The 14,808-nt window shown below is 68.1% G+C and carries 11 protein-coding genes and 1 pseudogene; 6 read left to right on the plus strand and 6 right to left on the minus strand.

Annotated elements, in window-relative coordinates:
• Positions 1–6 precede the first annotated feature (6 nt).
• Positions 7–855: pseudogene (locus GAA2_RS20060) on the minus strand (sulfurtransferase).
• Between the two features lie 32 nt (positions 856–887).
• On the opposite strand from GAA2_RS20060, the gene GAA2_RS20065 reads away from it, so the two are divergent.
• Together GAA2_RS20065 and GAA2_RS20070 are read left to right on the plus strand one after the other, a co-directional pair.
• Positions 888–2,048 carry a metallophosphoesterase gene (locus GAA2_RS20065; protein ID WP_159405809.1) on the plus strand — a complete coding sequence of 387 codons (1,161 nt, stop codon included), beginning with the start codon at positions 888–890 and terminating at the stop codon, positions 2,046–2,048.
• Positions 2,049–2,070: 22 nt separating this feature from the next.
• Complete coding sequence (locus GAA2_RS20070) at positions 2,071–2,946, plus strand: alpha/beta fold hydrolase (RefSeq protein WP_159405808.1); 876 nt, start codon at positions 2,071–2,073, stop codon at positions 2,944–2,946.
• A gap of 74 nt (positions 2,947–3,020) precedes the next feature.
• Here the strand turns inward: GAA2_RS20070 and catC are convergent, their stop codons facing one another.
• From catC to GAA2_RS20090, 4 genes are all read right to left on the minus strand, one after another.
• Positions 3,021–3,302, minus strand: a complete 282-nt coding sequence (catC, locus tag GAA2_RS20075) for a muconolactone Delta-isomerase (RefSeq protein ID WP_159405807.1) — start codon at positions 3,300–3,302, stop codon at positions 3,021–3,023.
• Complete coding sequence (gene catA / locus GAA2_RS20080; protein WP_006438024.1) at positions 3,302–4,168, minus strand: catechol 1,2-dioxygenase; 867 nt, start codon at positions 4,166–4,168, stop codon at positions 3,302–3,304. The genes catC and catA overlap by 1 nt, the downstream gene beginning before the upstream one ends.
• Positions 4,169–4,230: 62 nt before the next feature.
• Positions 4,231–5,334 (minus strand): mandelate racemase/muconate lactonizing enzyme family protein, encoded by a 1,104-nt coding sequence (locus GAA2_RS20085; protein WP_006438025.1) that lies wholly within the window; start codon positions 5,332–5,334, stop codon positions 4,231–4,233.
• A complete protein-coding gene (locus GAA2_RS20090; RefSeq protein ID WP_006438026.1) occupies positions 5,331–6,263 on the minus strand; it encodes a LysR family transcriptional regulator in 933 nt (310 codons plus the stop codon). Before GAA2_RS20090 ends, GAA2_RS20085 begins: the two co-directional genes overlap by 4 nt.
• A gap of 226 nt (positions 6,264–6,489) precedes the next feature.
• Here GAA2_RS20090 and benA point away from each other — a divergent pair, with 226 nt between their 5' ends.
• From benA to GAA2_RS20110, 4 genes are all read left to right on the plus strand, one after another.
• Complete coding sequence (benA, locus tag GAA2_RS20095) at positions 6,490–7,881, plus strand: benzoate 1,2-dioxygenase large subunit (RefSeq protein WP_024499691.1); 1,392 nt, start codon at positions 6,490–6,492, stop codon at positions 7,879–7,881.
• Positions 7,882–7,912: 31 nt separating this feature from the next.
• Positions 7,913–8,470 carry a benzoate 1,2-dioxygenase small subunit gene (gene benB / locus GAA2_RS20100; protein WP_006438029.1) on the plus strand — a complete coding sequence of 186 codons (558 nt, stop codon included), beginning with the start codon at positions 7,913–7,915 and terminating at the stop codon, positions 8,468–8,470.
• A 61-nt stretch (positions 8,471–8,531) separates the two neighbouring features.
• Positions 8,532–11,351, plus strand: a complete 2,820-nt coding sequence (gene benC, locus GAA2_RS20105) for a benzoate 1,2-dioxygenase electron transfer component BenC (RefSeq protein ID WP_159405806.1) — start codon at positions 8,532–8,534, stop codon at positions 11,349–11,351.
• Positions 11,352–11,423: 72 nt separating this feature from the next.
• A complete protein-coding gene (locus GAA2_RS20110; RefSeq protein ID WP_159405805.1) occupies positions 11,424–14,129 on the plus strand; it encodes a helix-turn-helix transcriptional regulator in 2,706 nt (901 codons plus the stop codon).
• A 12-nt stretch (positions 14,130–14,141) separates the two neighbouring features.
• Here GAA2_RS20110 and GAA2_RS20115 read toward each other — a convergent pair whose 3' ends face one another.
• Positions 14,142–14,795 (minus strand): 3-oxoacid CoA-transferase subunit B, encoded by a 654-nt coding sequence (locus GAA2_RS20115; RefSeq protein ID WP_159405804.1) that lies wholly within the window; start codon positions 14,793–14,795, stop codon positions 14,142–14,144.
• Positions 14,796–14,808 lie beyond the last annotated feature (13 nt).

Genomic DNA, 14,808 nt, shown 5'->3' on the forward strand with positions numbered 1-14,808 from the left:
TGGCCGTCAGCGCTGCACGCCCAGCGCGACCGGCCGATCCGGGTCCGACGACCACTGCGAGAACGACCCGGGAAACAGGGTCGCGTCGATGCCGGCGACCGCCAGGGCGGCGATCCCGTGGGTCGCGTTGACCCCGGAGCCGCAGTAGACCACCACCTCGCGCTCGTCACCGGGTACGACGCCGACCTCGGCGAATCGGCGCCGCAGTTCGTCGGCCGAACGGAAGCGCCCCGTCTCGTCGATGTTGTCGACCGTCGGGGCGTTGACCGCACCCGGGATGTGTCCGGCCCGTGGATCGACCGGCTCGACGTCACCGCGATACCGTTCTCCCGCACGAGCATCGACGAGCAGCGCGTCACCGTCCGCTACGTCGTCGATCGTGGCGACCGGGAGGTTCCCGGCGGTCAGCGTGACCGTGCCGGCGCGCGGTCGCCCACCGTCTCCCGTCGTCGTGCGCAGACCCTCGGCACACCAGGGGCGAGACCACCGTCGAGCAGGCGGACGTCGGCGTGCCCCGCCCAGCGGAGCAACCACCATGCCCGCGCGGCCGCGAGGTTGCCCGAATCGTCGTAGACGACGACGGGCACGCCGTCGTTGATCCCCCACCGACGAGCGGCTGCCTGCAGATCGTCGATCGCGGGGAGCGGATGCCGGCCGCCGGCCGCCGGCCGGCCCGGACGGCGGGGCGGCCAACTCGGTGTCGAGGTCGACTTACACCGCGCCCGGAATGTGGCCCTGCCGGTAGTGCTCGCGACCGTCGGGGTCGCCGAGCCGCCAGCGCACGTCGAGGACGACCGGGGGCGTGCTCAGAAGATGTTCGGCCAGGTCGAGCGGCGCGATGAGGTACTCGTGCATGGCGCGAGGATACCGATCGGCAGAATGGTCCGGTGGCGCTCATCCCCGCGGTCTTGTTCGGCCTGCTCACCTTCTGGTTACACCGCCGGATCGTCCGCGCGACCGCACTTGCCCGGCCCTGGTCGATCGTCGCCGATGGTGCGCTGGTGGTGCTGTGGGCGCTGGCGCTCGTCGGGTTCGAGAGCGGACGATCACTGGATCCGTCGTGGGCGCGTCCCATCGGCACGATCGGACTGATCTGGCTCGCCACCTTCTTCTACCTGTTCCTCGGCCTGACGATCATCGGCCTGCTCTCGTTCGGGGCGCGCGTCATCCGTTGGGCGCGACGCCGTCTCGCGGGCGCACCGGACACCCCGCAGTCGGCCGCGCGCCGGTTGCGCCGGATGCGGATCGCGACCGCCGCGGTGGTCGCCGCCGCCGTCGGGGTCACCGGGTACGGGGTCGTCGAGGCGTCCCGGCCGCAGGTGATCGACGTCGACGCCACGCTCGCGAACCTGCCCGCACGGTTCGACGGCCTGCGGGTGGCGGTCGTCTCCGACCTGCACGTCGGCCCGGCGCGCGACGCCGACTTCACCCGCGGCGTCGTCGACCAGGTCAACGCGCAGAACCCTGATCTGGTGGTACTGGTCGGTGACCTCACCGACGGCACGATCCCCCACGTCCGCGACACCCTCGAGCCCATTGCCGGACTACGAGCCCAGCTCGGCGTGTACGGCGTCAGCGGAAACCACGAGTACTACTCCGACGACGGCGGACGCTGGCTGGATGTGTGGGAGGAACTCGGCGTGCGCACGCTTCGGAACGCGCGGGTACCGCTGACGGTCGACGGCCAGACCATCCAGCTCGCCGGCGTCCACGACGCCACCGCTCCCGAACCCTATGAGCCCGATCTCCCTGCCGCCCTGGCGGGCTCGTCTCCCGATGACTTCGTGCTCCTTCTGGCACACCAGCCCAATCAGGCCGTGGAGGCCTCCGGTCTCGGAGTCGATCTGCAGTTCTCCGGGCACACCCACGGCGGGCAGCTGTGGCCGGTCCGCTACCTGGTCCCGGCTCAACAACCCACGGTCACCGGTCTGGACACGGTCGGCGAGACCGTCATCTACACGACCCAGGGAGCCGGCGCTTGGGGGCCGCCTGTCCGCGTGCTCGCCCCGCCGGAGATCACGGTGCTGACGCTACGGACGAAGTCGTGACGTTCCACGTAGGCTCCACACGATGACGGAGTTCAGGTTGGACATCGGGGGACGACTGATAGCGGTTCGGGAAGCCGGAGAGTCGTCCGGACCTACCGTCGTACACTTTCACGGCACTCCGGGATCCCGCCTCGAGGCCGCCTTCGGCGATCAGATCGCCCAGCGCGCCGGGATCCGGGTGGTGAGTTTCGATCGCCCCGGGTACGGCGGGTCGGACCCTGCGCCGATCGGTCTCACGCCGGTCGCCCGCGATGCCGAGGCCCTGGCCGACCACCTCGGACTGGACCGGTTCGCCGTCTTCGGATGGTCGGGCGGTGGGCCCTTCGCGCTTGCCGCCGCAGCACTGATGCCCGACCGGGTGACCTGCGTCGGTGTGTCCGGCGGCCCCGGACCCGCGCTCGACGTGCCCGGGGCGCGTGAGCTGCTGACCGACAACGACCGGCTGGCACTTTCGCACCTGCCGGCAGATCCAGCTCGGGCGGCCGAGGTCTTCCTCGCGGGCAACCGGGACATGCTCGATGCGATGATGTCCGTTCGGACCGACCCGACAGCGCCCTGGATCGACTGGATGTGGGGCACCAGCGACGCCGCGGTCATCGCGGACCCCTCGGCAAGACAGACGCTCTTCGAGTCCTTTTCCGAAGCGATGAAAAGGGGTCCGGGTGCCATCGCATGGGACAACGTCGCATTCGTCGGTCCGTGGGATTTCCGGCTCGCCGACGTCTCGGCGTCGGTGTGTCTGTGGTACGGCGCCGACGACACGATGACGCCCCTGCCGAACGGCGAATGGCTGGCCCGCCACCTACCCGACGCCGATCTCACCGTCTTCCCGGGTGAAGGTCATCTGCTCCCGCTGAGACACTGGGACGCAATGCTTTCCGCGTTGATCGCCGAGTGAGGACCGTACCCGGACCGGAACGCGACATGCCCCGGCGACACGGTGCGGTCGGCGGGGCATGTGGCGCGTGTGCGTCAGCTGTTGATGTCCGACGGATGCGTCGCCAGCGGCGTCACCTTGATGTCCATGTACGGGAACAGCGGCAGACCCGACAACAGCGTGTGCAGCTCATCGTTGGAGTTGACGTCGAAGATCGAGTAGTTGGAGTATTCGCCGACGATCCGCCAGATGTGGGGCCATTTGCCGGATCGCTGGAGATCCTGCGAGTACGCCTTCTCCCGGGCGACCGTGTCGGCCCGGACGTCCGGGTCGAGGTCGTCGGGGATCTTGACATCCATACGGACGTGGAACAGCATCACTTCTCCGGATCGAGCACGAAGTCGTAGGCCACGGTGAAGCCACCCTTGCCGTCTTCCTTCGGGTCGAGCACGAGTTCGGGCTTGACCGCGCTGGCGACGTCGTCGTCGTTGTGCGGGTCACCGGGGAAGTAGAGCTGCGCGGTCAGCTGCTCGTGACCGGGCGCCGACACCTTGAGGTGCAGGTGCGCGGGACGCCACGGGTGCCAGCCGGCGGCGGCGATCATCTTCCCGCATGAACCGTCGGTCGGGATCATGTACGGCGCCGGGCGGATCGTGGTGATCTCGAAGCGACCCTCGTCGTCGGTGGTGAAGGTGGCCCGCAGATTCCATTCCGGGATGCCGGGCGCGAACTGGGAGTAGAAGCCGTCGTCGTCGGCGTGCCACAGCTCGACCTTGGCCCCGGCGAGCGGGGTGCCGTCGCACGAACGGACCTGGCCGTTCCACAGCAGCGGATCGCCCTTCTCGTCTTCGCGCATCGGCACCGAGCCCGTGGAGCCCTGGTCCGGCGCATTCGGCACGTAGTACGGGCCCTCGATGCTGCCCTTGTTGCCCTCGCGGTGCTCGGTGGCGACATCCTCGACGACGTGCTCGACCCAGACGTCGAGGAACAGCGGCCACTCGCCGTCCTCACCGACATTGATGAGCCACGCCTTGAGGGCGTTGTACTCGTCGTAGGTGACCTTGTGCTCGCGGATCGTCGCGTGCACGGCGGCGAGTACCTCGTTGATCAGCGTGGCCACGCGCTCCGGCGGGGTGTCCCTGACGGCCTCGAAGGGCGACTTGTCGGCGTGGAACCGTTCGGTTGCGGAGGCTCCGGAGGCTGCTGCGGTCGCGACCTCGTTCGGGTGCTCGGTGGTGGTCATGATCTTCTCCTTGTACTCACTGCTCGTGGGGCTGCCACGAAACGCTTTGTGGGAAAGCTCTTTCAGTTGTCGGTGCGGTAGCGGTCGAGTTTGGCCGGATCGATCTCGAAGCCGATGCCGGGTGCGGTCGACCGATGCAGATGGCCGTCGCGGATCTGGAGCGGTTCGGCGAGCAGGTCGTCGCTCATGTCGAGGAAGTTCGACAGTTCGCCCGCGTACCGCGACGTCAGTTCGAAGGCACTGCCGAAGGCGAGCGCACAGGCGGTGCCGACCTGGCCGTCGATCTGATTGCCCATGACCACCGGGACGCCGAGTCCCTCGGCGAGGTGATGTGTCCGGCGTGAGGTGGTGAAGCCGGTTCGGGCGGTCTTGATGCTGATCGCGGTGGCCGAACGACCGAGGATCTCCCGGGTCACGTCGGCGGGAGTGGGCACCGACTCGTCGGCGATGAACGGTACGTCGAGACGCTCGACGAGCCATCGGCGACCGAGCACATCCGCTGCGTCGCAGAGCTCTTCGGCGAACAGCAGATCGAGATCGGCCATCTCCTTCATCGCCCGCGCCGACTCGGCGGCGGTCCAGCCGCGGTTGCCGTCGACATACAGTTCGATCTCGTCGCCGAACCGCTCCCGCAAGGCGCGCACGACCGCCGTGTCGAGGGTCACCGGATGGCGGCCGACCTTCACCTTGAAGGTCCGGATGCCGTACGTGTCGACCATCTTCTCGGCCTCGGCGACCATCGCCGCCGGTTCGGCGAAACCGAGCATATGGCTGACCCGCATACGGTCGGTGAAGCCACCGAGCATGTCGCCGACGGGAAGTCCCTGGATCTTTCCCAAGGCATCCCAGATCGCCATGTCCACTGCGGATTTGGCGGCCGGGTTGCCGATCGTCTTGGCCAGGCGCGCCGCCACGACCTCACGTTCGAGCAAGGTGAGACCGACGACTGCCGGCGCGAAGATCGTGTTGATCACGGCGATGATGCCGTCCTGCGTCTCACCGTAGGTGAACGGGCGTGGTGGGGCCTCGGCCACCCCGATGACACCGACGTCGGTGTGCACGCGCACGAGCACGTGATTGGCGACCTGCACCTCGCCCGACGCGAACTTCAGCGGCTTCACGTAGGGAATCGCGAATGGAATCGCTTCCACCCGAGTGATCTTCATGGTTCATCTCCGTATCGAGCGCTCGCGTGAGCGCCGGCTTGGGTTGGTTCGACGGCGAAGGCGGCGGCGATGACGTCGGCCACCGCGGCCGTGACGGGGTCGTTGTTGCCGGCGCGCCAGGCCAGTGCGACCTCGACGGTGTCGGCGTCGACCAGGTCCCGGACGACGAGTCCGTCGAGCGGCAGCGAGCGCACGGACGCCGGCAGCACCGAGACACCCAGACCGGCCGCGACGAGAGCGAGGAGTACCGCGGTTCCCGGCGCCTCATGGGCGCGATGGGGCACGAAACCGGCTGCGCGGCAGGTCCTCATCGCCGCGTCGTTGACGGCGGAGTCGCGGCTGTCGTACATCACGAAGGGTTCGTTGCGCAGGTCGGTGACCGAGACGACCGGCTCGACCGCCAGGCGGTGGTCGATCGACACGGCGAGCACCATCGGCTCGACGTCGATGACCCGTGTCTCGATGCCCTCGCCGACCGCCGGCGGTCGCAGGACGCCGAGGTCGAGTGCGCCGGCGCGTAATGCGTCGCACTGGCTCGGGGTGAGCATGTCCGACTGGATGTGCAGGTCGACGTCCGGCAGCTCACGCTTGACCACCCGCGCGATCCGTGGCAGATGCGAGAACGCGGCGATACCGGTCAGTCCCACCCGAACCAGACCGCTCCGCCCGGCAGCGATCCGACGCACGCCGTCGACCGCATCGTCCACGCCCGCGAGGATTCGCTCCGCCTGACCCTTCAGGTAGGCCCCGGCCGGGGTCAGCGCCACCTGGCGGGTGGTCCTGGTGAAAAGCGTGACGTCGAGTTCGTTCTCGAGCTGACGGATGGCGTAGGAGAGGGCCGGCTGCGCGACGTGCAGCGACGCAGCGGCCTGACCGAAGTGACAGGTGTCGGCCACTGCGGCGAAGTAGCGCAAGTGCCGTAGCTCCATGACCTGGCCTTATCTCGATCTCGGTGGATGTCGGCCCCGGTGCTGTGACCGGGAACACGTCTCCACGGTAGGACCTCGCTTAGATACAGACAATGACCCGTTTTCCATTTATTGATGTCTTTTGTTTATCAATCTGGGCCTAGGTCAGGACTGGTCATTACCCCAGTGTGATCGGCACCACGTGGTGCCACAGTGCACATACAGCCCACATCTGGAGGAACACGACATGACCGCGTCCGTAACGGAACATCTGCACCACGTGAACTCGGTTCTCGGCGACGCGGTCGTCGACGACCGCGAGGCCGGCATCTACCGGGCCAACCGGCGGATATTCACCGACGAGGACATCTTCGAACTGGAGATGAAGCACATTTTCGAGGGCAACTGGATCTACCTCGCCCACGAGAGCCAGGTGGCGAACCCCGGTGACTACTTCACCACCTACATCGGACGGCAGCCGGTCGTGATCACCCGGGACAAGAGCGGTGAGCTGCACTGCCTGATCAACGCCTGCGCCCACCGCGGCGCGATGATCTGCCGCCGCAAGACCGACAACCGGATGACGCTCACGTGCCCGTTCCACGGGTGGACGTTCCGCAACGACGGCACCCTGCTCAAGGTCAAGGATCCCGAGGGCGCCGGATACCCGGACACGTTCGACGTCGACGGTTCCCACAACCTGACCAAGGTCGCACGTTTCGACTCCTACCGCGGATTCCTGTTCGGCAGCCTCAACGACGACGTGGCCTCGCTCGACGATCATCTCGGCGACACGCGTCTAGTCATCGACATGCTCGTCGACCAGTCGCCCGACGGCCTCGAGGTGCTTCGCGGTGCGTCGACCTACACCTACGACGGCAACTGGAAGGTCCAGGCCGAGAACGGTGCCGACGGCTACCACGTCACCGCGACCCACTGGAACTATGCCGCAACCACTTCCCGCCGCGGCACCGGCGAGTCCAAGAACGACACCAAGGCGCTCGACGCCGGCGGCTGGGGCAAGTCCGGGGGCGGCTACTGGTCGTACCCCAACGGCCACCTGTGCCTCTGGACCTGGGCGGCCAATCCGCAGGATCGCCCGCTGTGGGACAAGATGGACGACCTGAAGAAGACCCACGGCGACGCCAAGGGCGAGTTCATGGTGAAGGGTTCGCGCAACCTCTGCCTGTATCCGAATGTCTATCTCATGGACCAGTTCTCGACGCAGATCCGCCACTTCCGGCCGATCGCCCCGGACAAGACCGAGGTGACCATCTACTGCATCGCCCCCAAGGGTGAGAGCGATACCGCACGCGCGCACCGCATCCGCCAGTACGAGGACTTCTTCAACGCATCCGGGATGGCGACGCCGGACGACCTCGAGGAGTTCCGCAGCTGCCAGCTCACCTTCCGGGCCCAGGCGGCACCGTGGAACGACATGAGTCGCGGCGCGCAGCACTGGCTGACGGGTCCCGACGAGGTCGCCGATTCACTCGGCATGACCGGCGTCATCTCGGCCGGCGTGAAGAACGAGGACGAGGGTCTCTACCCCGTCCAGCACGGCTACTGGCTCGAGACCATGCGCGCCGCAGTCGCCGCCGAAGAGGCAGCAGCCGCCCAGACCAACGGCCGACGGTGAACCGGCCACAAGCGATTACGGGGAACACACGATGACCACCTCAGAGACCACATCCGGCGCCACCGGCACACCCGCGAGCAGCCGGGCGGACGGCGGAAAACTGATCACCCAGAACATGATCGAACAGTTCCTCTATCGCGAGGCGCGTTACCTCGACGACCGCGAGTTCGAGAAATGGCTCGACTGCTATGCCGACGACGTCGTCTACTGGATGCCGTCGTGGGACGACGCCGACCGGCTCACCGAGGACCCGCAACGAGAGATCTCGCTGATCTACTACGCCAACAAGGGCGGCCTGGAGGACCGGGTCTTCCGGATCCGGACCGAACGCTCGTCGGCGACGTCGCTACCCGAACCGCGGACCAGTCACAACATCTCCAACGTCGAGGTCATCGAGCGGCGCGGCGAACTCGTGGACGTCCGGTTCAACTGGCACACGATGTATTTCCGGTACAACGCCGTCGATCCGTACTACGGGACCTCGTTCTACACGATCGACTTCTCCGGGGAACAGCCGCTCATCCGGCGCAAGACGATCGTGCTGAAGAACGACTACATCCACCACGTGGTGGACGTGTACCACTTCTGACCCGAGCTCAATTCTGACCCGAGCCCACTTCTGACCCGACCCCACTTCGAGGAACCTCTCCATGACTGTCACCACCGACGCGGACACCGGCATTGGCGCCGGCACCGCCACCAGCCACCAGGTGGCGCTGTCCTTCGAGGACGGGGTCACGCGCTTCATCACCTGCCGCGAGGACCAGACCGTCGCCGACGCGTCGTACCGGCAGCGCATCAACATCCCTCTGGACTGCCGCGACGGTGCATGCGGAACGTGTAAGGCGTTCTGCGAGTCCGGAGATTACGACGGTGGCATCTACATCGAGGACGCGGTGTCCGACGCCGAGTCGTCGGAGGGCTATGCACTCCCCTGCTGTATGAAGCCGAAATCCGACCTCGTGCTGCAGATCGCGTCCACGTCGGATGTGGCGAAGACCCAGGCGGCGAGGTTCACCGGGACGATCGCCGGGCTCGACCGGCTCTCCGACTCGACGATGCGCCTGGAGATCCGCATCGAGAACCGCGGCGAGCTGGCGTTCCTGCCGGGCCAGTATGTGAACATCGAGATCCCCGGCAGCGATCGTGGCGACGGTGAACCGGTTAGCCGCTCGTACTCGTTCGCCAACGGCCCTCACGAGGACCGGCTGATCTTCCTGATCAAGCTCACCCCCGGCGGCGCGATGTCGACCTATCTCACCGACCGTGCGACACGCGGCGAGGAAATCTCCTTCACCGGTCCGCACGGGTCGTTCTTCCTGCGGGAGGCCACCCGTCCGGTACTGCTGCTCGCCGGTGGCACCGGGCTGGCACCGATCCTGTCGATGTTGCGGAAGATGCACGCCGACAAGAGCCTTCGCAAGGTCCACCTGATCTACGGCGTGTCCAGCGACACCGACCTGGTCGCCACCGACGAGATCGAGTACTTCGCCGACAAGCTGCCGGGCTTCACCTGGGACCACTGCGTGTCCGATCCGGCCGGCACCGCGGCGAACAAGGGCTATGTGATGAGCCTGATCCGGCCCGAACACCTCTACGACGGCGACGTCGCCATCTACCTCTGCGGTCCGCCGCCCATGGTCGAGGCCGTGCGCAAGCACGTGGCAGAGGTCGGGATCGAACCCACCGGCTTCTACTACGAGAAGTTCGCGCTCGCCGCGAAGCCGGCGACTGACCGTGATCGCACGGCGATGCCGGCGGTCGAGCCCGAACCGGAGGCGGGCAGCGTCACCGAAACCGAGGCGATCAGCGACGAGGCCGCTGCTCCTGCTGCCCCGACCCCGGTCGGTCGGGACGGTGACGACCCCATCCTCGAGGTCGCCGACGCCCGCGCCATCGCCGGCCGGATCGCCTTCCCGCCGACCGGTCTCGACACCTGGTCCGGCTCGAGACCCGCACCGCGCGAGGATGACTCGCTGGCCCGCATCGGTGGGCAACGGATGTGGGACGGACGGACCGGCGATGCCGGACTCGACGTCGACGCGGGTACGCTGCGTCCCGCCGGGACCGCACGGTCGATCGCCGGGCAGGAACTCTTCGCGCCCGACGGCATCTCGCAACTCCACGAGAGTGCGCCCAGCACAACCGAACCCGACTCCGTCGAGGCACCGCCGCTGCCCACCGTCGTCGGCTCACAGGGTTATCAGATCGGCGAGGAACACCCCGAGATCCACGAGTCCGACGCACTTTTCGAGGCACGCGCCGCGCTCGAACTCGGCGCTCTGGAGCTCACCTTCGGCCGGATGACCCATCAGCAGCTCACCGGCTATCGGCTGCTCGCCGAGGCCACGGTCCCCTACGTGGACGGCGACCGCTTCGTCGACGCCGCGCAGTACACCGAGACGAACGCGGCCTTCCACGACTACCTGTTCAGCCAGACCGGCAACGACCATCTCCTCGAGGCCTACAAGGCCCTCGGCGTGAAGGGCCGCATGACCGAGGTGCTGCGCAACGCGACCTGGTGCCACCCGCTGTGCGCACAGGACCACCTCGACATCGTCTCGGCGTTCGAGTCCGGCGACCACGATGCCGCCCGCGCGCTCATTTCGGCACACGCCGACCGGTCCAAGCAGACCATGCGCCGGGCGATGGCCGACGAGATGGCCTCGCGCCGGCCGCGTTTCATCACCCCGGGACGCTTCGCGAACAAGGTCGTCGTGATCACCGGTGCCGCACAGGGGATCGGCGAGCAGACGGCACGACGGATCAGTGCGGAAGGCGGTCGGGTCGTCCTCGCCGATCGTTCAGATCTGGTGGAGGAGGTCGCCCGAGACCTCGAGACCGCCGGTCCCGGTGCGGTGGCGGCGATCGCCGACCTCGAGACCTACGACGGTGCCGAATCGGTGATCCGGCGCGCTCTCGAAACCTACGGCCGGGTGGACGTGCTCATCAACAATGTCGGCGGGGCGATCAACTTCAAACCGTTCACCGAGTTCACCCACGAACAGATCCGGGCCGAGATCGACCGCTCACTGCTGACGACGCTCTACGCGTGCCGCGCGGTGCTGCCGTCGATGGTCGAACGCGGCGGCGGGGTGATCGTCAACGTCTCCTCCGCGGCGACGCGTGGCATCCACCGCATCCCGTACTCGGCGGCCAAGGGCGCTGTCAACGCGATGACCGCCTCGCTTGCCATGGAGTACGCCGAGTACGGCATCCGCGTGGTCGCGACCGCCCCGGGTGGGACGGAGGCCCCACCGCGTCGGATCTCCCGCGGTACCCCCGAACCCCGCAACGAGGTGGAGGCCGGGTGGTTCCGGGCCCACATCGATCAGACGTTGTCCTCGTCGCTGCTGAACCGGTACGGGACGCTCGACGAACAGGCCGCGGCGATCTGCTTCCTCGCCTCGGACGAGGCGGCCTACATCACGGGCAGCGTCCTGCCGGTCGCCGGCGGCGACCAGGGCTGACCACCCACGTCGGGAAGACGCGGGCGAGTCTGTACGACCCGGGGTCTGTGACCTGGGTCCTAGTATGGAGCGATGATGGTCACTGCCGTGTGCGTCGGGCGGGACCGTGAGGTCGATGCGCTGTGGTCGCGGCTGCGGCACGCGACGGGCGCGGAGTTCCTCGCCGTCTCCGGTGACCCCGGGAGCGGGAAGTCGACCCTGCTCACCCATCTGGTCGCGCGGCATCGCGCCGAGTCGCACGGTACCGACGACACCGGGGCGACCCTGTGGGCGCGCGTGTCACCGTGGCAGGCGTCGACGCCGGGTGCCCTGGTCCGGCAACTGCTGCAGGATCACTCACCCGCCGGCACAACCGATGTCGAAACACTGGTCGGCGGCCTGCTCGCCGCACTCGGCCCGGCCGCCGACACCCCGTCGCTCATCGCCATCGACGACGCCGATCTCGCGGACGAGATGTCACTACAGGCATTGCTCACGCTCACCCGCGACCATCGCGCCTGCCGGGTCCTCGTCGTCGCCACGACATCCCGGCCCGGGGCGCGTCTGGTGGGGCAACCCCTCGACGAACTGCGGCTCGAGGGCATCGACCCACAGGGCACCGCCGAGATCGCGGGCCGGCGGGGCATCGTGCTGCACCCCGCGATGCGGGAGGAGTTGACCCGTCACACCGCGGGCAACCCGCGCGACATCGTCGCTCTCCTCGACGAGGTGCCCGCCGGTACGTGGTCGCGCAGCGGCGCCCAGCTACCGGCCCCCCGATACGTCGTCGCGCAGGTCCGCGACCGGTTGCCCGACACCGGCGTACCCGCGCGCTCGCTCATCGAGGCGCTCGCCATCCTCGACGACGCCGAACCGCTCTCCACCGCAGTGGAACTCGCCGAGATCACCGACCCCTTGGACGCCATCGACGAGGCGCGACGCACCGGACTCGTCACCTGTGACGGGGCGCTGACACCGGCCGAGGCCCGACCTCGGATCGTCACGCCCCTCGTCCGTGCGGCAGTGCTCGAGGTCCTCGGGATGGGAGCGGTCGGCGAGGCCCATCGTCGTGCCGCGCAGATCGTCGCCGACCCCGCCCGACGACTCCACCATCGAGTTGCCGCGACGCCGACCGCCGATGCCGCACTCGCCGACGACCTCGCCGAACTCGCGCGCGCCCGCGGCGCCGACGGGGCGTGGGCCGAGGCGGCTGGCCTCTACCGCCAGTCCGGTCGGCTGACCCCCGACCCGCTCGAACGCGACACACGGGTGACACTCGCGGTGGATTCGCTTCTGGCCGCGGGTGATTGCACGGGCGCCGGCGCACTGGTCCCGACCGTCGAGAGCCTACGGGAGACGCCGCTGCGCAACGCGACCCTCGCCTACCTGGCGATCCTGCGCGGGCGTTCTGCGGAGGCACAGCTCCGCCTCGACCGTGCCTGGGGAATCGTCAACGTCGAACGAGAACCCGACGTCGCGGCCCTCATCGCGCAACGCCACGTGCTGCACAACCTGGTGCGCTGCCAGGGTTCCGAGCTCGTCGCCTGGGCAGATCGTGCGATGGAGATGGCCGGGGGCCGTTCGGCGGCACGGGTCGAGGCGGCCGTCATCCGTGGTCTCGGCCTGGCGTGGTCGGGTCAGCCGGAGGCCGCACGCGCCGAGTACGAGTCGGTCTCGGCGACCATCCGCTACGGCGCGCAGGCACAGCGAGCCGTCATGGGTCGCGGCTGGCTGCAGCTCGGACTCGACGAGATCGATGCCGCGCGTACGAATCTCGAGGCTGCGGTCTCGATGGCGCAGCTGGGCGGTTCGACGCGGATCTCGTTGTGGGCGCTGGCCTGGCTGGCGCGCGTGCAGTTCCTCACCGGGGACTGGGCCGATGCGATGCGCAGCGTCGAGGCCGGCCGGGCGCTCGCCCGTAGCAGTGGAATCGCACTCACCACACCGCTGCTGAACTGGACTGCGACGCAGATTCATTCGCTTCGCGGCGACTGGGAGGAGGCGCATCGCAGCATCGCCGCATCGGCCACGTCGATCGGCGACTACGAGATCATGCGGATACCGGAATTACTGGCGCGGGCGCAACTCGCCGAGGCCGCAGCCGATTACGGCAAGGTGCGTCGAATTCTCACACCGCTGGTGACGATGGCCGAATCCGTCCCCGCCCTCGCCGAGCCCGGGCTGTGGCCGTGGGTCGACGTCCTGGCCAACGCGCAGGTTCTCGAGGGCCAGTTCGACGAGGCCGACCGGTTGCTGCGCACCTACGAAGCCCGTTCCGCCGAACGCGGCCACCGGTCGTCGGCCGCCCGGATGAAGTACGCGCGGGGCCGCCACCTCGGTGCCACCGGAGACATCCACGGGGCAAGGAGGGCGTTCGAGGAAGGACTCGAACTCCTCGACGGACTGGGGTTGCGTTACGACCAGGCACGGGTGAACTTCGCCTACGGACAGACACTGCGACGCGCGGGTAAGCGCCGCGCCGCCGATGCCGTCATCGGTACCGCGCGAGACCTGTACCTATCGCTCGGGGCGACCAATTACGTCGACCGTTGCGACCGTGAACTCAAGGCAGGCGGACTGGCCGGGTCGCGAACCGAGAACCGGGGCTCGCCGAGAGACGCCGGCGAACTCACCCCGCAGGAGGAGGCCGTCACCGCACTGGTGGCGCGCGGGCTGTCCAACCGCGAGGTGGCGGCGGAGCTGTTCATCTCGCCCAAGACCGTGCAGTACCACCTGACCCGGATCTACGCGAAACTCGGCCTGCGGTCGCGGTCGGAGCTGGCGGCCTCGCGCCGTTGAGTGGCCGCCGGCTCAGACCGCGGCGTGCACCGCGGTGCGATCGGTGACCGGCGCTCCGGTCTTGGCCTCGACGATCTCGAGATCGACACCGGGAGCGAACTCCACGACCTCGAAACCTGTTCCCGCGACGTCGAACACACCGTGATCGGTGATCACCCGGCTCACCACGCCGCGACCGGTGAGCGGTAACGAACACGCCTCGAGGAGCTTCGGCTCACCCGCCTTGGTGACATGCTCCATCAGGACGATGACCCTGCCCGCCCCGTTGACCAGGTCCATGGCACCGCCGATCCCCTTGACGAGTGCGCCGGGAACCATCCAGTTCGCGAGGTCGCCGTTCATCGCGACCTGCATGCCGCCGAGGACGGCGACGTCCACGTGGCCGCCGCGGATCATCGCGAAACTGGTCGCTGAGTCGAAGTACGACGCCCCCGGCAACACCGACACGGTCTGCTTGCCCGCGTTGATCAGGTCGGGATCGACCTCGTCGTCGTACGGGAAAGGGCCGACGCCGAGGATGCCGTTCTCGGCGTGCAGGTAGATCCCCGAGTCGTCCGGCAGCTGGTCGGGGATCATCGTCGGCAGACCGATCCCCAGGTTGACGTAGTCACCGCGGGTCAGTTCCCGGGCCGCGCGGGCGGCCATCTCGGTACGGGTCCAAGTCATCTGAATCTCCTGG

Origin of the sequence: Gordonia ajococcus (assembly GCF_012974285.1) — a bacterium.
Lineage (GTDB): Bacteria > Actinomycetota > Actinomycetes > Mycobacteriales > Mycobacteriaceae > Gordonia > Gordonia amicalis.

What these genes read in the sequence shown, in the direction of transcription:
- GAA2_RS20070 (WP_159405808.1), top strand. Translation starts at nt 2,071, where the DNA reads ATGACGGAGTTCAGGTTGGACATCGGGGGACGACTGATAGCGGTTCGG.
- catC (WP_159405807.1), bottom strand. Translation starts at nt 3,302, where the DNA reads ATGCTGTTCCACGTCCGTATGGATGTCAAGATCCCCGACGACCTCGAC.
- catA (WP_006438024.1), bottom strand. Translation starts at nt 4,168, where the DNA reads ATGACCACCACCGAGCACCCGAACGAGGTCGCGACCGCAGCAGCCTCC.
- GAA2_RS20085 (WP_006438025.1), bottom strand. Translation starts at nt 5,334, where the DNA reads ATGAAGATCACTCGGGTGGAAGCGATTCCATTCGCGATTCCCTACGTG.
- GAA2_RS20090 (WP_006438026.1), bottom strand. Translation starts at nt 6,263, where the DNA reads ATGGAGCTACGGCACTTGCGCTACTTCGCCGCAGTGGCCGACACCTGT.
- benA (WP_024499691.1), top strand. Translation starts at nt 6,490, where the DNA reads ATGACCGCGTCCGTAACGGAACATCTGCACCACGTGAACTCGGTTCTC.
- benB (WP_006438029.1), top strand. Translation starts at nt 7,913, where the DNA reads ATGACCACCTCAGAGACCACATCCGGCGCCACCGGCACACCCGCGAGC.
- benC (WP_159405806.1), top strand. Translation starts at nt 8,532, where the DNA reads ATGACTGTCACCACCGACGCGGACACCGGCATTGGCGCCGGCACCGCC.
- GAA2_RS20110 (WP_159405805.1), top strand. Translation starts at nt 11,424, where the DNA reads ATGATGGTCACTGCCGTGTGCGTCGGGCGGGACCGTGAGGTCGATGCG.
- GAA2_RS20115 (WP_159405804.1), bottom strand. Translation starts at nt 14,795, where the DNA reads ATGACTTGGACCCGTACCGAGATGGCCGCCCGCGCGGCCCGGGAACTG.